This is a genomic window from Streptomyces sp. SudanB182_2057 (assembly GCF_964272715.1).
In the GTDB taxonomy this organism is placed as follows: domain Bacteria; phylum Actinomycetota; class Actinomycetes; order Streptomycetales; family Streptomycetaceae; genus Streptomyces; species Streptomyces rubradiris.
Genome location: NZ_OZ186798.1, coordinates 4,351,422 through 4,373,808 on the forward strand (window position 1 = coordinate 4,351,422; position 22,387 = coordinate 4,373,808).

Genomic DNA, 22,387 nt, shown 5'->3' on the forward strand with positions numbered 1-22,387 from the left:
CGGTCCGCGGTGTCGTGGGGCCCATCATAGGAATGCGCGTCGCGCCGTGTGATGACCCAGGGGTGGTGAATCGGAACAAGACTCCGGTTCACCGCGGCTTTCGCCCTGTTTGGGCAGATGTTCGATCGGCTGTCGACCGATCGGTCCTCCGGCCGACCGGTTCTCGTGCCGCGCCGGACGCGCCCCGTGCCGCGTCCGCCGGGCCCCGCGGCGCGTCCGCCGCGCCCCGTACCGCGCCGGGTGTCCGGGCCGCTACCGGTCGTCCGGGGTGCGCGGCGGGCTGACCGTCGTGCGCGGGGACCGCCGCTGGGAGGAGGTGCGCACGATCAGCTCGGTCGGTATCACCTGCTCGACCGGCTGCTCGGACTCGACGCCTTCGATCGCGTCGATGAGGAGTTGGACGACGGCGGTGCCGATGCGGCGTGGCTTCAGCGACAGCGTGGTGACGGGCGGCTCGGTGCTGGCGTACATGGCCGACTCGCTGCAGCACACCAGCAGCAGGTCGTCGGGGACGCGCAGGCCGTAACGGCGGGCGGCGGCGAGCAGATCGGTGCCGTTGGGGTCGAACAGCCCGTAGACCGCGTCGGGCCGGTCGGGGCGGGCGAGCAGCCGGTCGGCGGCGACGGCACCCGCGCACGGGTCGTGCGCCGGGTACGCCTCGTAGACCGGGTCCTGGCCGACCCGTTCGCACCAGCGCAGGTAGGCGGTGGTGGACAGATGGGTGTAGGTGTCCGTCGAGGTGCCCGTGAGCAGGCCGATGCGGCGGGCGCCGGCGTCGGCGAGATGGTCGAGGATGCCGAGTACGGCGGCCTCGTGGTCGTTGTCGACCCAGGCGGTGACGGGGAGGGCGCCGGCCGGGCGGCCGTCGGAGACGACCGGCAGCCCTTGCCGGACGAGCTCGCTGACGACGGGGTCCTGGTCGGAGGGGTCGATGACGACCGTGCCGTCCAGGGCCACGTTGGACCAGACGTCGTGGCGGGAGGTCGCGGGCAGGATGACCAGGGCGTAGCCGCGGGCGAGCGCGGCCGAGGTGGCGGCCCGGGCCATCTCCGCGAAGTATGCGAACTCCGTGAAGGTGAAAGGTTCATCCCCGTAGGTCGTCACGGTCAGGCCGATCAGGCCCGACTTGCCCGTACGGAGGGTCCGGGCGGCGGCCGAGGGCCGGTACCCGAGGCGGTCGGCGACCTCGCGGACGTGGCGCCGGGTGGCATCCGGGAGCCGGCCCTTGCCGTTGAGGGCGTCGGACACGGTCGTGATGGAGACCCCGGCGGCGGCGGCGACGTCTCTGATGCCCGCCCGGCCCGGCCGACTGCCTCGACGTGAGGTTTCCGCGCGGCTCACCTGGTGCTTCCCTGCTGCTGTCATGGCGAGCCGATAGTAGGGCTCACGCGGTGGGGTGGTGCGGCCGCATATGCACACCTCGGGAGGCACGTTTCTGCATGGGCGAAGGGCATCAAGTGCCTGAGAAACAAAGGTCGTTCGGCGTTTCCAGGGTAGGACGCGACTTGCCGAGGCGTACGGACCTGCCAAGCGCCCGATGTTTCGAAGAGGTCTCAACTCACCTGCACGGGCGACGCGCGCCAGGGCGCAAGCCACCGGCGCATAGATATATGTCCGGCGCGCCCCCCGAAACGCACGCCTTCGCGTGGTGATGCCCCCGATGCCGACGCCGGCCGCGCGATCCGCGCCTTCCCCGGGCCGGGGGCCACCGGGACCGGCGACGCCGTGCCTGTACTCAGCCGGGCCGAATCCTCTTAAGGTGAGGAGTATTGGAAGCCGGCGGCGTCGACGGTCCGCCGGTGGTCGCGAGGAGGACTGCGGTGAGCGAGACAAGCCCCAAGCTGCGCGCCGAGCTGGAGGGTATCCCCACCTACAAGCCGGGCAAGCCGGCCGCGGCCGACGGTCCGGTCGCCTACAAGCTGTCCTCGAACGAGAATCCCTACCCGCCGCTGCCGGGTGTGCTGGAGACCGTGACCGCCGCGGCCTGCGACTTCAACCGCTACCCGGACATGGCCTGCACCGGGCTGATGAACGAGCTGTCCGACCGCTTCGGTGTGCCGCTGTCCCACCTGGCGACCGGTACCGGCTCGGTGGGGGTCGCCCAGCAGCTGATCCAGGCCACCAGCGGTCCCGGTGACGAGGTGATCTACGCCTGGCGGTCCTTCGAGGCGTACCCGATCATCACGCGGATCAGCGGCGCCCGACCGGTTCAGGTGCCGTTGACGCCGGGTGATGTGCACGACCTGGACGCGATGGCGGACGCGATCACCGACCGGACGCGGCTGATCTTCGTGTGCAACCCCAACAACCCGACCGGCACGGTGGTGCGGCGGGCCGAGCTGGAACGGTTCCTCGACCGGGTGCCCGGGGATGTGCTGGTGGTGCTGGACGAGGCATACCGGGAGTTCATCCGTGACCCCGAGGTGCCCGACGGCGTGGAGCTGTACCGGGATCGGCCCAACGTCTGTGTACTGCGGACCTTCTCCAAGGCCTACGGGCTGGCCGGGCTGCGCATCGGTTTCGCGATCGCCCATGAGCCGGTGGCGGCGGCCCTGCGCAAGACGGCGGTGCCGTTCGGGGTGAGCCAGCTCGCGCAGGAGGCGGCGATCGCCTCGCTGCGGGCCGAGGACGAGTTGCTGGGCCGGGTCGGCTCGCTGGTGTGTGAGCGCACGCGCGTGGTCGACGCGCTGCGGGGCCAGGGCTGGACGGTCCCGGAGACGCAGGCCAACTTCGTGTGGCTGCGGCTGGGGGAGCGAACCGTCGCGTTCGCGCAGGCCTGTGAGGAGCACGGAGTGGTGGTCCGGCCGTTCCCGGGCGAGGGTGTGCGGGTGACGGTCGGCGAGACCGAGGCGAACGACATCTTCCTGAAGGTGGCGGAGGCGTTCCACAAGGAGCGGTGACTCGGCGGTAGCGCCCGGTGCCGTGGGAGCTGTGGCTCCCTGGTGGCGCGGGAGCGCCGCGAGGAACTGTGATCCCGTGGCGGGATCAGTCCTCGATCAGTTCCAGACGGATGGGGTCGCCGGCTCGTACGGTCGCCAGGAGGCCGGCGTCCCCGTCCAGGCTGCCGAGGATGTTGCACGGGCTCGCGAGGCGGCATTCCCCGTCGTGCGAGATCGGCGTGGGTCCGTAGGGGAGGGCGAGGGCGTTGCCCTCCGTCCAGAAGGCCACCGTGCCCGGCTCCACGACCTGACGGGCGTCCGTTTCACGTGAAACGGAGACGCCTGTGTCGAAATACACCTCCTCACCCCATGTGCTCGCGATCGACGCGAGGGGCAGTGCCTTGGCGAGGGCCTGCGCGGTCGGGGTGCTTGCGTCGAGGCTCGCGGTGGTGCTGCCCGCAGGCCAGGAAATGCGTATCTGCATGGCGGGCAATTCAACAAGATGTTGAAGTCACTGCCAAGGTCCTGACGTCACGGCGATGGGGGGACCCCCCTGGTTCGGCTGAAAATCAGTGCGTCATAATGGCTTGTGAATGTGAACGCGTTCACAAGCGCGTCCCGTTTGCTCCTGTATGAGGGCAACAAACAGGGGCAAACCGCCGCTGACCACGCCGTAGTAAGGAGAGTGACGACGTGGACCTGGCTTTGGCGCCGGAAACACTGGCGCGCTGGCAGTTCGGCATCACCACCGTCTACCACTTCCTGTTCGTTCCGTTGACGATCTCCCTGGCCGCTCTCACGGCCGGGCTGCAGACGGCCTGGGTGCGCACGGAGAAGGAGAAGTACCTCAGGGCGACCAAGTTCTGGGGCAAGCTCTTCCTGATCAACATCGCCATGGGCGTGGTCACCGGCATCGTGCAGGAGTTCCAGTTCGGCATGAACTGGTCGGACTACTCGCGCTTCGTCGGTGACATCTTCGGCGCCCCGCTCGCCTTCGAGGCGCTGATCGCGTTCTTCTTCGAGTCCACGTTCATCGGTCTGTGGATCTTCGGCTGGGACAAGCTGCCGAAGAAGATCCACCTGGCCTGCATCTGGATGGTCTCGATCGGCACGATCCTGTCGGCGTACTTCATCCTCGCGGCCAACTCCTGGATGCAGCACCCGGTCGGATACAAGATCGACAAGGCCAGGGGCCGAGCCGAGCTGACCGACTTCTGGGCCGTGCTGACCCAGAACACCGCCCTCACCCAGGCCTTCCACACGCTCTCGGCGGCCTTCCTGACCGGCGGCGCCTTCATGGTGGGCATATCCGCCTACCACCTGGCGCGCAAGAAGCACATCCGCGAGATGAAGACCTCGCTGCGGCTCGGTCTGATCACCGTGGTCATCGCCGGTCTGCTCACCGCGATCAGTGGCGACACCCTCGGCAAGGTGATGTTCAAGCAGCAGCCGATGAAGATGGCCGCCGCCGAGGCCCTGTGGGACGGCCAGAAGCCGGCGCCGTTCTCGATCTTCGCCTACGGCGACGTGGAGAAGGGCCACAACAGCGTGGCCATCGAGATCCCGGGCCTGCTCTCCTTCCTCGCCGACGACAACTTCACCTCGTACGTCCCCGGCATCAACGACGTCAACAAGTCCGAGCAGCAGAAGTTCGGGCCCGGTGACTACCGGCCCAACATCCCGGTGACCTTCTGGGGCTTCCGCTGGATGATCGGCTTCGGCATGGCCTCCTTCGCCATCGGGCTGGCCGGACTGTGGCTGACCCGCAAGAAGTTCATGCTGCCGCAGCACCTCAGGGTCGGCGAGGACGAGGTGCCGCACCTGGTGCTGTTCAAGAACCAGGCGCTCGGTCCGCAGCTCACCCCCTGGTACTGGCGCATCGCGACCTGGACGATGGCCTTCCCGCTGATCGCGAACTCCTGGGGCTGGATCTTCACCGAGATGGGCCGCCAGCCGTGGGTCGTCTACGGCGTCCTCCGGACCCGGGACGCGGTCTCCCCCGGTGTCTCCCAGGGCGAGGTCATCACCTCGATGGCTGTCTTCACCGCGCTGTACGCGATCCTCGCCGTGGTGGAGGTCAAGCTGCTCGCGAAGTACATCAAGGCCGGCCCGCCCGAACTCACCGAGGCCGACCTCAACCCGCCCACGAAGATCGGCGGCGACACCCGTGACGCCGACAAGCCGATGGCCTTCTCGTACTAGGCCGGGGGAACAGTCATGGAACTTCACGACGTCTGGTTCGTCCTGATCGCCGTCCTGTGGACCGGCTACTTCTTCCTGGAGGGCTTCGACTTCGGAGTCGGCGTCCTCACCAAGCTGCTGGCCCGCGACCGAGCCGAGCGCCGGGTGCTGATCAACACCATCGGCCCGGTCTGGGACGGCAACGAGGTGTGGCTGCTCACCGCGGGCGGCGCGACCTTCGCCGCCTTCCCCGAGTGGTACGCCACCCTCTTCTCCGGCTTCTACCTGCCGCTGCTGCTCATCCTGGTCTGCCTGATCGTCCGGGGTGTCGCCTTCGAGTACCGGGTCAAGCGGCCCGAGGAGAAGTGGCAGCGCAACTGGGAGACGGCGATCTTCTGGTGTTCGCTCCTCCCGGCGTTCCTGTGGGGCGTGGCCTTCGGGAACATCGTGCGGGGCGTGAAGATCGACCAGCACTTCGAGTACGTCGGTGACGTCTGGGATCTGCTCAACCCCTACGCCCTGCTCGGCGGCCTGGTGACGCTCACGCTGTTCACCTTCCACGGAGCGGTCTTCACCGCGCTCAAGACCGTCGGCGACATCCGGGTGCGGGCAAGGCGGCTGGCCCGGTGGGTCGGCCTGGTGGCGACCCTCGTGGCGCTGGCCTTCCTGCTGTGGACACAGTCCGACAGCGGTGACGGCAAGAGTCTGGCCGCCGTGATCGTGGCCGTCGCCGCCTTGGTCGCCGCGCTGGTGGCCAACCAGGCCGGACGGGAGGGCTGGGCGTTCGCGCTGTCCGGGGTCACCATCGTGGCCGTCGTGGCAGTGTTCTTCCTCTCGCTCTTCCCGAACGTCATGCCGTCCACCCTGAACGGGGACTGGAGCCTGACGGTCACCAACGCCTCGTCGAGCCCGTACACCCTCAAGATCATGACGTGGCTGGCGGCGATCGCCACCCCGTTCGTCGTGCTCTACCAGGGCTGGACCTATTGGGTGTTCCGCAAGCGGATCGGCACGCAGCACATCGCTCCCGACGCCGCTCACTGAGTCCGCCGAGGGTGTGTTTCACGTGAAACACACCCTCTGGACCGAAGGGCATGTTTCACGTGAAACCAATTGACCCACGCCTTTTGCGGTACGCCCGCGCCACCCGTCTCTTCCTCGTGGCCGTCGTCGGCCTGGGGGCCGTGGGAGCAGGGCTGGTCATCGCGCAGGCGATGCTCGTCGCCGAGATCGTCGTCGGCGCGTTCCAGCACGGTGAGTCGGCCGCCGGCCTGCGCACCCCCTTGCTGCTGTTGGCGGCTGTGGCGGTCGGGCGGTCGTTGGTCGCGTGGCTCACCGAACTCGCGGCGCACCGGGCCGGTGCGGCGGTGAAGTCGGAGCTGCGCGGGCGGCTGCTGGACCGGGCGGCGGCGCTCGGCCCGGGGTGGCTGAGCGGGCAGCGGACCGGCTCGCTGGTCAACCTGGCCACACGTGGGGTCGACGCCCTGGACGACTACTTCTCGCGCTATCTCCCGCAGCTGGGACTGGCCGTGGTCGTGCCGGTGGCGGTGCTGGCGCGGATCGTCACCGAGGACTGGGTGTCGGCCGCGATCATCGTCGGCACCCTGCCGCTGATTCCGCTGTTCATGATGCTGATCGGCTGGGCGACCCAGTCCCGGATGGACCGCCAGTGGCGACTGCTGTCCCGGCTGTCCGGCCACTTCCTGGACGTGGTCGCGGGCCTGCCGACGCTGAAGGTGTTCGGCCGGGCCAAGGCCCAGGCCGCGTCCATCCGGCGGATCACCGGGGAGTACCGGCAGGCCACGCTGCGCACCCTGCGGATCGCCTTTCTCTCCTCCTTCGCGCTGGAGCTGCTGGCCACCCTGTCCGTCGCGCTGGTCGCCGTGACGATCGGGATGCGCCTCGTCCATGGGGACATGGACCTGTACATCGGACTGGTGATCCTGGTGCTGGCGCCCGAGGCGTATCTGCCGCTGCGGCAGGTGGGGGCGCAGTACCACGCGGCGGCGGAGGGCCTTGCCGCCGCGGAGGAGATCTTCTCCGTGCTGGAGACGCCGGTTGCGGCGTCGGGTACGGGCGAGGTGCCCGTGGGCACCGTGGCCTTCGAGGACGTCAGCGTCCGCTATCCCGGGCGCTCGTCGGACGCGGTGACCGGTGTGTCGTTCCGGGTGGAGCCTGGTGAGACCGTGGCGCTCGTCGGGCCGAGCGGGACGGGCAAGTCGACGCTGCTGGGCGTGTTGCTGGGATTCGTACGGCCCACCGGGGGGCGGGTGCGGATCGGGGGCGCCGACCTCGCCGGCCTGGACTTGGAGGAGTGGCGGTCCCGGATCGCCTGGGTGCCGCAGCGGCCGCACCTATACGCCGGGACCATCGCGGAGAACGTGCGGCTGGCCCGGCCCGGGGCCGATGACGATGCCGTGCGGCGGGCGCTGCGGGACGCGGGCGCGTGGGAGTTCGTGGCGGCGCTGCCGGACGGGGTCGACACCGTGCTCGGGGAGGACGGGGCCGGGTTGTCGGCGGGGCAGCGGCAGCGGCTCGCGCTGGCCCGGGCGTTTCTCGCGGACCGGCCCGTGCTCTTGCTGGACGAGCCGACGGCCGCACTGGACGGGGCGACGGAGGGGGAGGTCGTGGCGGCGGTACGGAGGCTGGCCGCCGGGCGGACCGTGCTGCTGGTCGTGCACCGGCCCGCGTTGCTGGGGGTGGCCGACAGGGTCGTACGGCTGGACGGCTCGGATGCCGCGAGGCCCCCGGTGGACGGCCGGACTCCCAGGGGGCTCGGTCCCCTGGACCCCCGTCCCCGCCCGCTCGGTGGCCCCGAGGACGAACCGGAGGGCACCGGCACGCACGAGGAACGGACGCCGGTCCGCACGGGACGCAGTGTGCTGGCGCGGGTGCGCGCGCTGGGCGGCGGAGCCCGGGGGCGGCTGGCCGGGGCCCTGGTGCTCGGCAGTCTGGCGCTGGGGAGTGCCGTCGGGCTGATGGCGACCTCCGGCTGGCTCATCTCGCGGGCCTCGCAACAGCCCCCGGTGCTGTATCTGATGGTGGCCGTGACCGCGACCCGTGCCTTCGGTATCGGGCGGGCCGTCTTCCGCTATGCCGAGCGGCTGGTCTCGCACGACGCCGTCCTGCGGATGCTGGCAGACACCCGGGTGGCGGTGTACCGGCGCCTGGAACGCCTCGCCCCCGCGGGACTGCGCGGCGCCCGGCGCGGCGATCTGCTCACCCGGCTGGTCTCGGACGTGGACACCTTCCAGGACTACTGGCTGCGCTGGCTGCTGCCCGCCGGAGTCGCCGTCGCCGTCTCCGCCGCCTCCGTCGGCTTCACGGCCTGGCTGCTGCCCGAGGCCGGCGCCGTCCTCGCGGCGGGTCTGCTGGCGGCGGGCGCCGGCGTGCCCCTGCTGACCGCGGCCGTGGCCCGGCGGACCGAGCGGCGGCTGGCGCCCGCCCGCGGCAGCCTCGCCACCCGGGTGACCGATCTGCTCACCGGCACCGCGGAACTGACCGTCGCCGGCGCGCTGCCGGCCCGTACGGACGCGGCCCGGCGAGCGGACCGCACCCTCACCGGGATCGCCGCGCGCGCCGCCGCCGTCACCGGACTCGGGGACGGGCTCACCGCGCTGATCTCCGGGCTGACCGTCACGGCCACCGCGGTGTTCGGCGCCCAGGCGGTGGCGGCGGGCCGGCTGGGCGGCGTAGCGATGGCCGTGGTCGTGCTGACCCCGCTGGCCGCCTTCGAGGCCGTCCTGGGGCTGCCGCTCGCCGTGCGGCACCGGCAGCGGGTGCGGCGCAGCGCGGAGCGGGTGCACGAGATCCTGGACGCCGCTGAGCCCGTACGCGAGCCGGAGCAGCCCCGGCCGGCGCCCGTCACGCCGTTCCCGGTGGTCCTCAAGGGCGTGGTCGCGCGGTATGAGGGACAGCGGCGGGACGCGCTCGCCGGGCTGGACCTGACGCTCGAGCGGGGGCGCCGGATCGCGGTGGTGGGGGCCTCCGGGTCCGGTAAGACGACCCTCGCGCAGGTGCTGCTGCGGTTCCTGGACCCGCAGGGGGGCTCGTACACGCTCGCCGGGGTGGACGCGTGCGCGGTGGCGGGGGACGACGTACGGCGGCTCGTCGGGCTGTGCGCCCAGGATGCGCACCTCTTCGACAGCTCGGTGCGCGAGAACCTGCTGCTGGCCAGGAAGGACGCGACCGAGGCGGAGCTGTGCGAAGCGCTGGCCCGGGCCCGGCTGCTGGACTGGGTCCGGACGTTGCCCGACGGTCTGGACACGCTGGTCGGCGAGCACGGGGCCCGGCTGTCCGGCGGGCAGCAGCAGCGGCTGGCGCTGGCCCGGGCGCTGCTGGCCGGCTTCCCGGTGCTGGTCCTGGACGAGCCCGCGGAGCATCTGGACCTGGCGACGGCGGACGCGCTGACCGCCGATCTGCTGGCCGCGACCGAGGGCCGTACCACGCTGCTGATCACCCACCGGCTGGCGGGGCTCGACGCGGTGGACGAGGTGATCGTGCTGGACGCGGGCCGGGTGGTGCAGCGCGGGCCGTACCGCAGGCTGCTGGCCGAGGAGGGCCCGCTGCGGGAGATGGCCGTCCGGGAGTCCGAGGCGGAGGCGTTGGCGGGAGCCCGTTGAGGCGTGCCGCCACGGCTCGCGGAGCCCGCTGAGGCGTGCCGCCATGGATCGCGGGAGGTGGCGGCGAGGCGTGCTGAGGCGGGCCGGGCCTCGTGGGCGCGGCGCGGGCGGTGCTGCCGTCCGCTACCCGCGGTCGGCGAGGAGCCGCTCGATCACCACCGCCACGCCGTCGTCGTTGTTGGCGACGGTACGGCCGGACGCGGCGGCTACGGCGTCCGGGTGGGCGTTGCCCATCGCGTACGACTGCCCGGCCCAGGTCAGCATCTCGACGTCGTTGGGCATGTCCCCGAAGGCCACGACCTCCTCGTGCGAGATGCCGCGCTCGGCGCAGCACAGGGCGAGGGTGCTGGCCTTGGACACGCCGGGGCCGCTCAGTTCCAGCAGGGCGCTGGGGCTGGAGCGGGTGACGTTGGCGTGGCCGTCGACCGTCAGGCGGGCCAGCGTGAGGAAGGCGTCGGGGTCGAGGGAGGGGTGGTAGGCGAGGATCTTGAGGACCGGCTGGTCGGCGGTCGGGCCGTCGGGGGCGAGCAGCTCCTCGGCGGGCAGTACGGTGTCCGGTATCTCCAAGTGCAGCTTGGGATAGTCCGGCTCCTGGTGGAAGCCGTAGGTCCGCTCGACCGCGAACACCGTGCCGGGGGCCGCCTCGCGCAGCAGCCGTACGGCGGCCAGGGCGTTCTCCCGGGCCAGCTCGCGGACCTTCACGAACCGGTGGGCGCCGGGGCCGCCGTGCAGGTCGACCACGGCGGCGCCGTTGCCGCAGATCGCCAGGCCGTGGCCGTGGACGTGGTCGCTGACCACGTCCATCCAGCGGGCGGGCCGGCCGGTGACGAAGAAGACCTCGATCCCGGCCTCCTCGGCGGCGGCCAGTGCGGCGACGGTCCGCGCGGAGACCGACTTGTCGTCGCGCAGCAGAGTGCCGTCGAGGTCGGTGGCGATCAGCCGCGCCGGCAGGGCGGCGGCAGGGGTCCCGGGCTGTCTGGTCGCTGAGGTCACCCGGCCATTCTCGCGCAGGCGTCCGCACGGTCGTGCGGGACCGCGCACGGATGAGACACACGCGACGTGCCGGAAAGGGCCGGAAACACCCGTCTCCCCGGTCAGTCGAGCTGGGCGAGCGCCTCCATGGCGATCCGTTCGAAGACCTTCTCGTCCGCCGCGAAGTCGGAGTCCGGGACGGGCCAGTGGATCACGATCTCGGTGAAGCCCAGCTCGCGGTGGCGGCCGGCGAAGTCCACGAAGGCGTCCAGGGACGACAGCGGGCGGCCGCGGTCCGGGGTGAAGCCGGTGAGCAGGACCTTGTCCAGTCCGGCGACGTCCCGCCCGGCGGCCTCGCACGCCTCGGCCAGCCTGCCGATCTGGCCGCGCAGGGCCTCGACGGACTGCTCCGGCGTGCCGGTCTCGTACAGCTTCGGGTCGCCGGTGGTCACCCACGCCTGGCCGTACCGCGCGGCGAGCCTCACACCGCGCGGGCCGGTGGCCGCCACGGCGAACGGCAGTCGGGGCCGCTGCACACAGCCCGGGATGTTGCGGGCCTCCTGGGCCGAGTAGAAACGCCCCTCGTGGGTCACCGCGTCCTCGGTGAGCAGCCGGTCGAGGAGGGAGACGAACTCGGCGAACCGGTCCGCGCGCTCACGCGGGCTCCAGGGCTCCTGGCCGAGGGCGGTCGCGTCGAAACCGGTGCCGCCCGCGCCGATGCCCAGGGTGATCCGGCCGCCGGAGATGTCGTCCAGGGAGATCAGCTCCTTGGCGAGGGTCACCGGGTGGCGGAAGTTCGGCGAGGTGACGAGTGTGCCCAGGCGCAGCCGGTCGGTGACCGCGGCGGCGGCCGTCAGGGTCGGGACGGCACCGAACCAGGGGCCGTCCCGGAAGCTGCGCCAGGACAGGTGGTCGTAGGTGTACGCCGTGTGGAAGCCGAGCTGCTCGGCGCGCACCCACGCCGAACGGGCGCCTTCGTGCCAGCGGCGGTACGGAAGGATCACGGTGCTCAGACGCAGACTCATGGGTCCGAGCGTAAGCGGGCCCGTCGGCACCGGACGAAGCGGTCGTCGCGCGCGGGCGCACCATGGACCCGCCGCAGGGAGACGCAGATCACGCGGGTTTTCCCGGCCGGAGGTTTGATCCACAGCGAAGTGCGGTTATCCACAGGTGATTTGACGAAACTGTGGACAACCGGAGGGGACGTCACGCCCGCGCGTACCCGCCCCCCGCCCTCACAGCCTCGGTTCCACCCGCGCGATCCTCCGGAGCAGCCCCGGCGCGAACCGGGACAGCAGATGGGTGCCCTTGGCCTCCGGGGTCACCGTAGCCACCGGCTTGTCCCGGGCGACCGCGTCCAGGATCGCGTCGGCCACCTTCTCCGGCGGATAGTTCCGCAGGCCGTACAGGCGGGCGGACCGCTGTTGGCGACGGCGCTGTTCGGCCGCGTCGACGCCGGTGAAGCGGGCCGTGGCGGTGATGTTGGTGTTGACGATGCCCGGGCAGACCGCCGTGACCCCGATCCCCTTCGGGGCCAGCTCCGCGCGCAGGCACTCGGAGAGCATCAGCACCGCCGCCTTGGAGGTGCTGTAGGCCGGCAGCATGCGCGAGGGCTGGTAGGCCGCCGCGGAGGCCGTGTTGACGATGTGGCCGCCCTGGCCGCGCTCGGCCATGCGGGCCCCGAAGAGCCGGCAGCCGTGGATGACGCCCCACAGGTTCACGTCCAGCACCGAGCGCCAGTCGTCGGTCGTCGTGGTGAAGAAGGAGCCCGACAGGCCGATGCCCGCGTTGTTGACCAGCACGTCCAGCACGCCGTAGGAGCGGTGCACCTTCTCGGCGAGCTTCTCCATGGCCTGCTCGTCGGAGACGTCGGCCGGCTCGGCCCACGCCTCGGGCGCGCCGACCAGCCGGCACAGCTCTGCGGTGCGGGCCGCGGACTCGGCGTCGCGGTCGACGGCGATCACCCGCGCGCCGGCCTCCGCGAAGGCGAACGCCGTGGCCCGTCCGATGCCGCTGCCCGCGCCCGTGATCAGCACCAGTTGCCCGGCGAACCGTTCGGCGTGCCGGCCGGTGGGCCGCGGGACGGGCCGGCCGCCTTCCACGGACACGACGAACTCCTCGATCCACGCCGACAGCTGATCGGGGCGGGTGCGCGGCACCCAGTGCCCGGCGGGCAGCGTGCGCCGGGTCAGCCGGGGCACCCACCGGTCCAGGTCGTCGTACAGCCGCTCCGACAGGAACACGTCCCCCTGGGGGGTGATGAGCTGCACGGGCGCGTGGGCGTAGGCGTCCGGGCGGGGCCGGCGCAGCCGGGCGCGGACGTTGTCCCGGTAGAGCCAGGCGCCGTGCGCCGCGTCCGAGGAAAGGGAGGCGGTCGGGTAGTCGCCGGCCGGGACCCGTTCGACCCGCTCCAGGATCCCGGGCCAACGCTTGCCGAGCGGGCCGCGCCAGGCCAGTTCGGGCAGGGCCGGGGTGTGCAGCAGGTAGACGTACCAGGACTTGGCGCCCTGGCCGATGAGCTGGCCCACCCGCCGGGGCGTCGGACGCTTCACCCGCGCGTCGATCCAGTGCCCGAAGTGGTCGAGGGACGGCCCCGAGATCGAGGTGAACGAGGCGATGCGGCCCTCCGTGCGGCCGACGGTGACGAACTCCCAGGACTGCACCGAGCCCCAGTCGTGCCCGACGAGGTGCACCGGCCGGTCCGGGCTGACCGCGTCCACGACGGCCAGGAAGTCGTCGGTGAGCTTGGCGAGGGTGAAGCCGCCGCGCAGGGGCTGCGGCGCGGTGGAGCGGCCGTGGCCCCGTACGTCGTAGAGCACCACGTGGAAGCGGTCGGCGAGCCGTACGGCCACCTCCGACCAGACCTCCTTGCTGTCCGGATAGCCGTGCACCAGCACGACGGTCGGCTGGGCCGGGTCGCCCAGCTCGGCCACGCACAGGTCGACCCCGCCGGTACGCACCCGGCGCTCGCGTGCACCCTTCAAGGTCACTTCTCCTCCGCCCAGCGCCGCACGTGCGGCAGATCGTCGTCCAGCCAGAACGCGCTCTCCTCGGCGTCCCGGGAGTCGGTGACCACCAGGATCTCCTCGAACTTCGCGCCCGTTCCCCGGAAGCCGAGGTGCGGTTCGACCGCCCACAGGCCCGGCCGCGGCGGGTGGTCCGAGAAGCGGTACGGCGACCACAGCGGCGACCAGCCCTCGCGGTGACCGTGCAGCGCGTCGGAGGCCAGGCCCTTCAAAGACTGCGTGCCGAAGCCGAACAGATGGGGTGACCAGCGGCGCGGCCGTACCCGGTCCACCTTGTGGGCGATCACCCCGAAGGGGTAGGCGCGGTGCCGGTTGGCGTAACCCTGGCGGACCATCAGCCGGTCCACGTCCTGGTATATCTCGCGCAGCGGGCGCCGTTCGCGCACCTCGCGCAGGATCAGTTCCCGGTGCGCCTCCAGGTCGGCCATCAGCCGGTCCTGCACCGGGTTCACGCCCAGCGAGCCGGAGTAGCCGACGTCCGCCGGGTAGCCCTCGTACACCGGGGCCAGGTCCAGGATGAACGGCATCCCCGGCTCCAGGGCGCGGTCGGTGGGGAAGAACTGGAGCGGTATGCGGAAGCGCGCGAAGGCCGTGCGGTCGCCGAACCAGGCGAAGGGGAGGTGGAACCAGTCCCGCACGCCGCGCTCGCGCAGCCACTCCCGCTGCATCCGCGCCGCCTCGCGCTCGGTCACCCCCGGTTCGAGCCGGGCCGCGACGGCCTCCGCGCATTCGTAGGCCAGGCGCTGCACCCGTTTGAATCCCCGCAGGTCCACGGAGGGTTCGCTGCTCACTGCCGTCGTCATGCCGCCCCGTCCCGTCGAGCGCGCTACGCGTCCGTAACTTGACACACGCGAATCTGGCACTTGTTAGAGGCGGCGTCAATAGGCGGGATCAAGGGCCGTCGGCCACGGCCGTCCGCCGCGCCCGGGCCACCCCTGGGTGGGTGACCCTTAGGGTCCCGTAATACCTGGGACGGACGAGGAAACGGCTCTGAGGTCTGACGACGAACGTGGTCCGGATCACTACCGTCGAAGGCGTGACTGTGATCGCGACCGAAAGCCTGAGCAAGCGGTTCCCCCGGGTGACCGCGCTCGACCGGCTGTCCGTGGACATCGGACCCGGTGTGACCGGACTCGTCGGGGCCAACGGCGCCGGCAAGTCCACCCTGATCAAGATCCTGCTGGGGCTGTCCCCCGCCACGGAGGGCCGGGCCGAGGTGCTCGGCCTCGACGTCGCCGCCAAGGGCGCCGCCATCCGCGAGCGGGTCGGGTACATGCCGGAGCACGACTGCCTGCCGCCGGACGTCTCGGCCACCGAGTTCGTCGTCCACATGGCCCGCATGTCCGGCCTGCCGCCCACCGCCGCGCGCGAGCGCACCGCCGACACCCTGCGCCACGTGGGGCTGTACGAGGAGCGCTACCGCCCCATCGGCGGCTATTCGACCGGCATGAAGCAGCGCGTGAAGCTCGCCCAGGCCCTGGTGCACGACCCGCAGCTGGTCTTCCTGGACGAGCCGACCAACGGACTCGACCCGGTCGGCCGGGACGAGATGCTCGGCCTGATCCGTCGCATCCACAGCGACTTCGGCATTTCGGTCCTGGTCACCTCGCATCTGCTGGGCGAGCTGGAACGCACCTGTGACCACGTCGTCGTCATCGACGGCGGCAAGCTGCTGCGCTCCAGCTCCACCACCGACTTCACCCAGACCACGACCACCCTCGCGATCGAGGTCACCGACAGCGACGCACACCCCGACGGCACTCGCGCTCTCCGCGAGGCGCTGCACGCGCGCGGTGTCGACACCCACGCCGAGGCCGGCGGACTGCCCGGCGCCGGGCACATCCTGCTGCTGACCGCCACCGGAGAGGACACGTACGACCTGGTCCGCGACACGGTCGCCGACCTCGGCCTCGGCCTGGTGCGCATGGAACAGCGCCGGCACCACATCTCCGAGGTCTTCACCAGCAGCGACGAACAGCGGAAGGAGGCCGCCGGCCATGGCCGTTGAGCATCACCCGGCAACGCCCACCGGCGACCAGAGCCGCATCCACGACATCGGCTACCGCGGCTACGACGGCCCCCGCCTCGGCCGTTCCTACGCCCGCCGCTCGCTGTACTCGCAGTCCCTGCGCGGCGCCTACGGCCTCGGCCGCTCGGTGAAGTCCAAGGTGCTGCCGATGCTGCTGTTCGCGGTGATGTGCGTGCCGGCCGCCATCATGGTGGCCGTCGCCGTCGTCACCAAGGCACACGAACTGCCGGTGGCCTACACCCGGTACGCGATCGTCACGCAGGCCGTGATCAGCCTGTACGTCGCCTCGCAGGCACCCCAGGCGGTCTCCCGCGACCTGCGCTTCAAGACCGTGCCGCTGTACTTCTCGCGGCCCATCGAGACCGCCGACTACGTCCGCGCCAAGTTCGCGGCGCTCGCCTCCGCGCTCTTCATCCTCACCGGCGCCCCGCTGCTGGTGATGTACGTGGGCGCGCTGCTGTCCAAGATGGACTTCGCCCATCAGACCAAGGAATTCGCCCAGGGACTGGTCTCCGTGGCCCTCCTCTCGTTGCTCTTCGCCGGCATCGGCCTGGTCATCGCCGCCTTCACCCCGCGCCGCGGCTTCGGCATCGCCGCCGTGATCGCCGTACTGACCATCTCCTACGGCGCGGTCTCCACCCTCCAGGCCATCGCCGACACCCAGGGCAGCGGCTCCGCCGTGCCGTGGATCGGGCTGTTCTCGCCGATCACGCTGATCGACGGCGTGCAGTCCGCGTTCCTCGGCGGCAGCTCCGCCTATCCGGGCGGCAGCGGTCCCTCCGGCGGCCAGGGCGTGGTCCACGTCCTGTTCGTCCTCGGCCTGATCGCCGCCTGCTACGGCATCCTCGTCCGCCGCTACCGCAAGGTGGGACTGTGACCACCCTGAACATCGACCACGTCTCCCGCTGGTTCGGCAACGTGGTCGCCGTCAACGACATCACCATGACCATCGGCCCCGGTGTCACCGGACTGCTCGGTCCCAACGGCGCCGGCAAGTCCACCCTGATCAACATGATGGGCGGCTTCCTCGCCCCCTCCACCGGCACCGTCACCCTCGACGGCCAGCCGGTGTGGCGCAACGAGGCCATCTACCGGCACATCGGCATCGTCCCCGAACGCGAGGCGATGTACGACTTCCTCACCGGCCGCGAGTTCGTCCTCGCCAACGCCGAGCTGCACGGCCTCGACGCCAAGGCCGCCCAGCGCGCCCTGGCCACGGTGGAGATGGAGTACGCGCAGGACCGGAAGATCGCCACGTACTCCAAGGGCATGCGGCAGCGCGTGAAGATGGCCAGCGCCCTGGTGCACGACCCGTCGCTGCTCCTGCTGGACGAGCCGTTCAACGGCATGGACCCGCGTCAGCGCATGCAGCTGATGGACCTGCTGCGCCGGATGGGCGACGAGGGCCGCACGGTGCTGTTCTCCTCGCACATCCTCGAAGAGGTCGAGCAGCTCGCCCGGCACATCGAGGTCGTCGTCGCCGGACGGCACGCGGCCAGCGGCGACTTCCGCCGGATCCGCCGCCTGATGACCGACCGCCCGCACCGCTACCTGGTGCGCTCCAGCGACGACCGCGCCCTCGCGGCCGCGCTGATCGCCGATCCCTCCACGGCCGGCATCGAGGTCGACCACGCCGAGGGCGCGCTGCGCATCCAGGCCGTCGACTTCGGCCGCTTCACCGCCCTGCTGCCGAAGGTCGCCAGGGACCACGGCATCCGGCTCCTCACGGTCTCGCCGTCCGACGAGTCCCTGGAGTCCGTCTTCTCGTACCTGGTCGCGGCGTAGGAGGCCGAAGATGTACGACCCCACTGTCGCCCGGCTCACCTACCGGGCCCTGCTCGGCCGTCGCCGGGCCCTCATCCTCGGCGCACTGCCGCTGCTGCTGATCGTGATCTCCGTGGCCGTGCGTGCCCTGACCGGGGCCGACGACCAGACGGCCTCCGACGTCCTCGGCGGCTTCGCGCTCGCCACGATGGTGCCGATCATCGGTGTCATCGCGGGCACCGGCGCGATCGGCCCCGAGATCGACGACGGCTCCGTGGTCTATCTGCTGTCCAAGCCGCTGAAGCGGCCCACGATCATCTTCACCAAGCTCATCGTCGCCATCGCCGTGACCATGGTCTTCTCGGCCGTGCCGACGCTGATCGCGGGGCTGATCCTGAACGGTAACGGCCAGCAGGTCGCCGTCGCCTACACGGTCGCCGCGCTGGTCTCCTCCATCGCCTACTCGGCGCTGTTCCTGCTGCTGGGCACGGTCTCCCGGCACGCGGTGGTGTTCGGGCTCGTCTACGCCCTGGTCTGGGAGGCGCTGTTCGGTTCCCTGGTGCCGGGCGCGCGCACCCTGAGCGTCCAGCAGTGGTCGCTGGCCGTCGCCCACAAGATCGCCGACGGGCCGCTGGTGACCTCCGACGTGGGCCTGCCGACGGCCACCGTGCTGCTGGTGGCGGTCACTGTCCTGGCCACCTGGTACGCCGGCCAGAAGCTGCGGTCGCTGACGCTCGCCGGTGAGGAGTGAGCAAGCCGGAGCCGCCTCCGTACGGCCTTTCTCCGCGCGCCTTTTATTCGGTGGCGCCCGTTTCGGCGGCGGGGCACAGTGGTCGTGCACCGTCCGCCGGGACCGTCCCGGCGACATGAACCGGGAGTGGAGGTGGGCGATGTCCATGCACGGCAGTACGCCCGGCTCCCGTCAGGGCGGCCCGAGGCCGGCTCCGGAGTAGTTCGCCATCTCTCCGTAGAGCCAGGGAACCGCCCGGGGCGGCCGCTTCGAGCACGCGAGCGCCACGCTCGCGTGAGGCCGCCCACCCGGAGGATTGGCCGAGTGGCAAGGCACCGGCTTGCTGAGCCGTGGTCGGGTTGGAAAAGCCCGCGCACGTTCGATCCGTGCATCCTCCGCGAGACATCGCCACTGGGGCTTAGCCGCCCCGGCCGGGGTTCGTTGCCCGATGCGGGTGGGGTGCGGCCGAGCGCGCCCACGCGGCGAAGCCGCATGCCGGGCACGGTCCGCGCCCCTTCGGCGCGCCGCTGCCCGGCGGGCTACGCCAGCAGGCGTTCCAGGACCACCGCGATGCCGTCCTCCTCGTGGGAGGCCGTGATCTCGTCGGCCACCGCCTTCAGCTCCGCGTGGGCGTTGGCCATGGCCACGCCCCGGGACGCCCAGGCGAACATCGGGATGTCGTTGGGCATGTCGCCGAAGGCGATCGTGTCGGCCGCCTTCAGGCCCAGGCGGCGGGCCGCCAGCGACAGCCCCGTGGCCTTGGACAGGCCGAGCGGGAGCAGCTCCACGATGCCCGCGCCCGCCATGACCACCGTGACGAAGCCGCCGGCCGCCTGCCGGGCCGCCTCCACCAGCTCGTCGTCGGCCAGCGTCGGATGCTGTATGTAGATCTTGTTCAGCGGCGCCGCCCACAGGTCGGAGGCGTCCGTGAGCGGGGTGCCGGGCAGTTGTCCCGTGATCGCGTAACCCGGGCCGACCAGCACTTCGCCGTCCAGGCCGTCCCGGCTGGCCGCCAGGTACAGCGGCCCCACCTCGGCCTCGATCTTGGCCAGGGCCACGCCCGCCAGCTGCCGGTCCAGGGTGACCGAGGTCAGCAGGCGGTGCGCGCCGGCGTCGTACACCTGGGCGCCCTGGCCGCAGACGGCGAGACCGTCGTAGCCGAGGTCGTCCAGGACGTGCCGGGTCCAGGGGACCGCGCGGCCGGTGACGACGATGTGGGCCGCGCCCGCCGCGGTGGCCGCGGCGAGCGCGTCACGGGTGCGCTGCGAGATCGACTCGTCGGAGCGCAGCAGCGTTCCGTCGAGGTCGGTGGCGATGAGCCCGTACGGGAAGCTCACCGGGACACCGGCTCCAGGACCTCGCGGCCGCCCAGGTACGGGCGCAGCACCTCGGGGACGCGGACGGAGCCGTCGGCCTGCTGGTGGTTCTCCAGGATCGCCACGATGGTGCGCGGGACGGCGCACAGCGTGCCGTTGAGCGTGGCCAGCGGCTTGACCTGCTTGCCGTCGCGGACCCGGATGGACAGCCGGCGGGACTGGAACTCGGTGCAGTCCGAGGTCGAGGTCAGCTCGCGGTACTTGCCCTGGGTCGGGATCCACGCCTCACAGTCGAACTTGCGGGCGGCCGAGGAGCCGAGGTCGGCGGAGGCGACGTCGATGACGCGGAACGGCAGCTCCAGCGAGGTCAGCCACTGCTTCTCCCACTCCAGCAGGCGCTGGTGCTCGGCCTGGGAGTCCTCGGGGGCGACGTACGAGAACATCTCGACCTTGTCGAACTGGTGCACGCGGAAGATGCCCCGGGTGTCCTTGCCGTGCGAGCCGGCCTCGCGGCGGAAGCACGGGGAGAAGCCCGCGTAGCGCAGCGGCAGCCGGTCGGCGTCGATGATCTCGTCCATGTGGTAGGCCGCCAGCGGGACCTCGGAGGTGCCGACCAGGTACAGGTCGTCCTTGTCGAGGTGGTAGACGTCCTGGGCGGCCTGGCCGAGGAAGCCGGTGCCGGCCATGGACTGCGGGCGCACCAGCGCCGGGGTCAGCATCGGGGTGAAGCCGGCCGCGGTCGCCTGCGCGATCGCCGCGTTCACCAGGGCCAGCTCCAGCAGGGCGCCGACGCCGGTGAGGAAGTAGAAGCGGGAGCCGGAGACCTTGGCGCCGCGCTCGACGTCGATCGCGCCGAGCAGCTGGCCCAGCTCCAGGTGGTCCCTGGGCTCGAAGCCCTCGGTGGCGAAGTCGCGGATCGTGCCGTGCGTCTCCAGCGTGACGAAGTCCTCCTCGCCGCCGACGGGCACGTCGGGGTGGACGAGGTTGCCGAGCCGGAGCAGCAGCTCATGGGTCTCGGCGTCGGCCGCGTCGCGCTCGGCGTCGGCGGCCTTGACGTCGGCCTTCAGCTGCTCGGCGCGCTTGAGGAGTTCGGCCTTCTCCTCGCCGGCGGCCTTGGGGATCAGCTTGCCGAGCTGCTTCTGCTCGGCGCGCAGCTCGTCGAAGCGGACGCCGGAGGACCTGCGCCGCTCGTCGGCAGACAGGAGGGAGTCGACGAGCGCGACGTCCTCTCCACGGGCGCGCTGGGACGCGCGCACACGGTCGGGGTCCTCACGAAGCAGGCGAAGGTCAATCACGAGGCCAAGGCTACCGGTGCCGGGTCTCGGCTCACGAATCACTATTACGGTGAGTTCGCATTCGCGGCCTACGTTCCGTTATGCGGTAATTGCCGGAGGTGTTCCCTTCGATGCGCCGCAGGTCAAGGCGAAAGTGTCTCACTCCCTGGGACGGAGCAGACTTTGGGTGTCCGGTTGACCCGAATCCCTTGTGGAGAACGGGATTTGGCGAGCCGGTTGTCCACAGAGATCCACACCCTCCCAAGAGTTATCCACAGGCTGTGTGGAAGATCTGTGGACTCCGGAATTGATCACTGCGGAAAGTCACGGCAGGCCGAAGAATTCCCGGGTCAAACGTCGTCGACGCCCACTTTCGGGTGGAAAACGGTCGCCCTGAAAGATGAACCAACGGAAACGAGTGGACGAAGGGCGGGTCGGGGAGCGGTGGCCTCGGGCGGTCGCCGTAGGCCGATTTGTCGACCCTGTACCCGCCCCCTGTCGACTTGTCCCCAGGTCGAGAAGGGCACCTGTGGATAACTTCTGTGGATAACGTTCGTCAGGCCGTATGACCGGTCAGAAGCGGCCGTCCTGGCAGCGCGCCACCCAGTCCGCCGCCGCCATGAACTCCTCGTCCGACGTCCCCGGCAGGGTCGGCCGGGCCTCGCCCGGTGTCATGTTCGCCCGCGGATAGGAACCCAGGAAACGCACCTGGGGGCAGATCCGCCGCAGCCCCATCAGCGCCTCCGCCACCCTCCGGTCGGCGATGTGGCCCTCGGCGTCGATGCAGAAGCAGTAGTTGCCGATGCCCGCGCCGGTCGGCCGGGACTGGAGCAGCATCAGGTTGATGCCGCGCGAGGCGAACTCGCCGAGCAGGTCGCGCAGCGCGCCGGGGTGGTCGTCCCGCTGCCACAGCACCACCGAGGTCTTGTCGGCACCGGTGGGCGCGGCGGGCCGGGCCGGGCGGCCGACCAGGACGAACCGGGTCTGCGCGTTCTCCGCGTCGTGGATGCCGGTCTCCAGCGCCTCCAGGCCGTACCGGGCGGCGGCGAACTCGCCCGCGAAAGCCGCGTCGTAGCGGCCCTCCTGGACCAGGCGGGCGGCGTCCGCGTTCGAGGCGGCCGACTCCCAGACCGCGTCCGGCAGGTGGGCGCGCATCCAGTTGCGCACCTGCGGCTGGGCCGCCGGGTGGGCGGAGACCGTCTTGATGTCCGCGAGCTTCGTGCCGGGCCGGACCAGCAGCGCGAAGGTGATCGACAGCAGCACTTCGCGGTAGATCATCAGCGGTTCGCCCGCGACCAGCTCGTCCAGGGTGGTGGTGATGCCGCCCTCGACGGAGTTCTCGATCGGCACGAACGCGGCCTCGGCCTCGCCGGCCCGGACCGCGTCCAGCGCCGACTGCACCGACACGTACGGGATCAGCTCCCGGGTGGCCGTCTCCGGAAGCGTGCGCAGGGCGACCTCCGTGAAGGTGCCCTCCGGGCCGAGATAGGCATAGCTCGCTGGCATGGTCCTCACCCTAATGGCCGCGGAGGGACCCGTCGCGAGTGTCTCGGGAATACCACTCGGCCGGGTGGTTTGAACCCGGTTCGTCCCC

Annotated in this window: 17 protein-coding genes and 1 tRNA gene; 9 read left to right on the forward strand and 9 right to left on the reverse strand. The window is 71.2% G+C overall.

The genetic code is table 11. The features are described 5' to 3' along the window. Window positions 1–252 precede the first annotated feature (252 nt). Window positions 253–1,365 (reverse strand): LacI family DNA-binding transcriptional regulator, encoded by a 1,113-nt coding sequence (locus ACSURM_RS18980; protein WP_359041280.1) that lies wholly within the window; start codon window positions 1,363–1,365, stop codon window positions 253–255. A 455-nt stretch (window positions 1,366–1,820) separates the two neighbouring features. Between ACSURM_RS18980 and hisC the strand changes: the two genes are divergently transcribed. After that, entirely contained in the window at window positions 1,821–2,900 is a 1,080-nt protein-coding gene (gene hisC, locus ACSURM_RS18985; protein WP_436956519.1) for a histidinol-phosphate transaminase, read from the forward strand. A gap of 85 nt (window positions 2,901–2,985) precedes the next feature. Here hisC and ACSURM_RS18990 read toward each other — a convergent pair whose 3' ends face one another. Then, window positions 2,986–3,363, reverse strand: coding sequence for a cyclophilin-like fold protein (locus ACSURM_RS18990; protein WP_436956520.1), 378 nt, complete (start codon window positions 3,361–3,363; stop codon window positions 2,986–2,988). Between the two features lie 209 nt (window positions 3,364–3,572). Here ACSURM_RS18990 and ACSURM_RS18995 point away from each other — a divergent pair, with 209 nt between their 5' ends. The 3 genes from ACSURM_RS18995 to cydD are packed head-to-tail and all read left to right on the forward strand — an operon-like array spanning window position 3,573 to window position 9,682. Further along, complete coding sequence (locus ACSURM_RS18995; protein WP_359041284.1) at window positions 3,573–5,081, forward strand: cytochrome ubiquinol oxidase subunit I; 1,509 nt, start codon at window positions 3,573–3,575, stop codon at window positions 5,079–5,081. A 15-nt stretch (window positions 5,082–5,096) separates the two neighbouring features. Further along, window positions 5,097–6,104 (forward strand): cytochrome d ubiquinol oxidase subunit II, encoded by a 1,008-nt coding sequence (cydB, locus tag ACSURM_RS19000; protein ID WP_436956522.1) that lies wholly within the window; start codon window positions 5,097–5,099, stop codon window positions 6,102–6,104. Window positions 6,105–6,163: 59 nt separating this feature from the next. Next, on the forward strand, window positions 6,164–9,682 hold the full coding sequence (gene cydD / locus ACSURM_RS19005; RefSeq protein ID WP_436956524.1) for a thiol reductant ABC exporter subunit CydD: 3,519 nt from the start codon (window positions 6,164–6,166) through the stop codon (window positions 9,680–9,682). Window positions 9,683–9,805: 123 nt separating this feature from the next. On the opposite strand, the gene ACSURM_RS19010 is transcribed toward cydD, so the two are convergent. From ACSURM_RS19010 to ACSURM_RS19025, 4 genes are all read right to left on the reverse strand, one after another. Next, on the reverse strand, window positions 9,806–10,675 hold the full coding sequence (locus ACSURM_RS19010) for an HAD-IIB family hydrolase (RefSeq protein WP_436956526.1): 870 nt from the start codon (window positions 10,673–10,675) through the stop codon (window positions 9,806–9,808). Between the two features lie 101 nt (window positions 10,676–10,776). Continuing rightward, window positions 10,777–11,679 carry an LLM class flavin-dependent oxidoreductase gene (locus tag ACSURM_RS19015; protein ID WP_436956527.1) on the reverse strand — a complete coding sequence of 301 codons (903 nt, stop codon included), beginning with the start codon at window positions 11,677–11,679 and terminating at the stop codon, window positions 10,777–10,779. 210 nt (window positions 11,680–11,889) lie between these two features. Beyond that, entirely contained in the window at window positions 11,890–13,644 is a 1,755-nt protein-coding gene (locus ACSURM_RS19020) for an SDR family oxidoreductase (protein ID WP_436956529.1), read from the reverse strand. Next, on the reverse strand, window positions 13,641–14,483 hold the full coding sequence (locus tag ACSURM_RS19025; RefSeq protein WP_359041291.1) for a M24 family metallopeptidase: 843 nt from the start codon (window positions 14,481–14,483) through the stop codon (window positions 13,641–13,643). The genes ACSURM_RS19020 and ACSURM_RS19025 overlap by 4 nt, the downstream gene beginning before the upstream one ends. Before the next feature lie 239 nt (window positions 14,484–14,722). Here ACSURM_RS19025 and ACSURM_RS19030 point away from each other — a divergent pair, with 239 nt between their 5' ends. The 5 genes from ACSURM_RS19030 (at window position 14,723) to ACSURM_RS19050 (ending at window position 18,601) form a co-directional block, all read left to right on the forward strand. Beyond that, complete coding sequence (locus ACSURM_RS19030; RefSeq protein WP_436961138.1) at window positions 14,723–15,688, forward strand: ABC transporter ATP-binding protein; 966 nt, start codon at window positions 14,723–14,725, stop codon at window positions 15,686–15,688. Further along, the gene (locus ACSURM_RS19035; protein ID WP_436956531.1) at window positions 15,678–16,586 is read left to right on the forward strand and encodes an ABC transporter permease; all 909 of its coding nucleotides are present in this window, start codon (window positions 15,678–15,680) and stop codon (window positions 16,584–16,586) included. The genes ACSURM_RS19030 and ACSURM_RS19035 overlap by 11 nt, the downstream gene beginning before the upstream one ends. Continuing rightward, window positions 16,583–17,494: an ABC transporter ATP-binding protein gene (locus ACSURM_RS19040; protein ID WP_359041293.1), complete on the forward strand. Its 912-nt coding sequence runs from the start codon at window positions 16,583–16,585 to the stop codon at window positions 17,492–17,494. The genes ACSURM_RS19035 and ACSURM_RS19040 overlap by 4 nt, the downstream gene beginning before the upstream one ends. Before the next feature lie 10 nt (window positions 17,495–17,504). Continuing rightward, complete coding sequence (locus tag ACSURM_RS19045; protein ID WP_189994839.1) at window positions 17,505–18,224, forward strand: ABC transporter permease; 720 nt, start codon at window positions 17,505–17,507, stop codon at window positions 18,222–18,224. Window positions 18,225–18,513: 289 nt separating this feature from the next. Further along, a tRNA-Ser gene (locus ACSURM_RS19050) sits at window positions 18,514–18,601 on the forward strand. A gap of 141 nt (window positions 18,602–18,742) precedes the next feature. On the opposite strand, the gene ACSURM_RS19055 is transcribed toward ACSURM_RS19050, so the two are convergent. From ACSURM_RS19055 to pheA, 3 genes are all read right to left on the reverse strand, one after another. After that, entirely contained in the window at window positions 18,743–19,540 is a 798-nt protein-coding gene (locus ACSURM_RS19055; protein WP_436956533.1) for an HAD family hydrolase, read from the reverse strand. Then, window positions 19,537–20,814, reverse strand: coding sequence for a serine--tRNA ligase (gene serS / locus ACSURM_RS19060; RefSeq protein ID WP_359041295.1), 1,278 nt, complete (start codon window positions 20,812–20,814; stop codon window positions 19,537–19,539). Before serS ends, ACSURM_RS19055 begins: the two co-directional genes overlap by 4 nt. Before the next feature lie 552 nt (window positions 20,815–21,366). Then, on the reverse strand, window positions 21,367–22,299 hold the full coding sequence (gene pheA / locus ACSURM_RS19065) for a prephenate dehydratase (protein WP_289966065.1): 933 nt from the start codon (window positions 22,297–22,299) through the stop codon (window positions 21,367–21,369). Window positions 22,300–22,387: the final 88 nt, after the last annotated feature.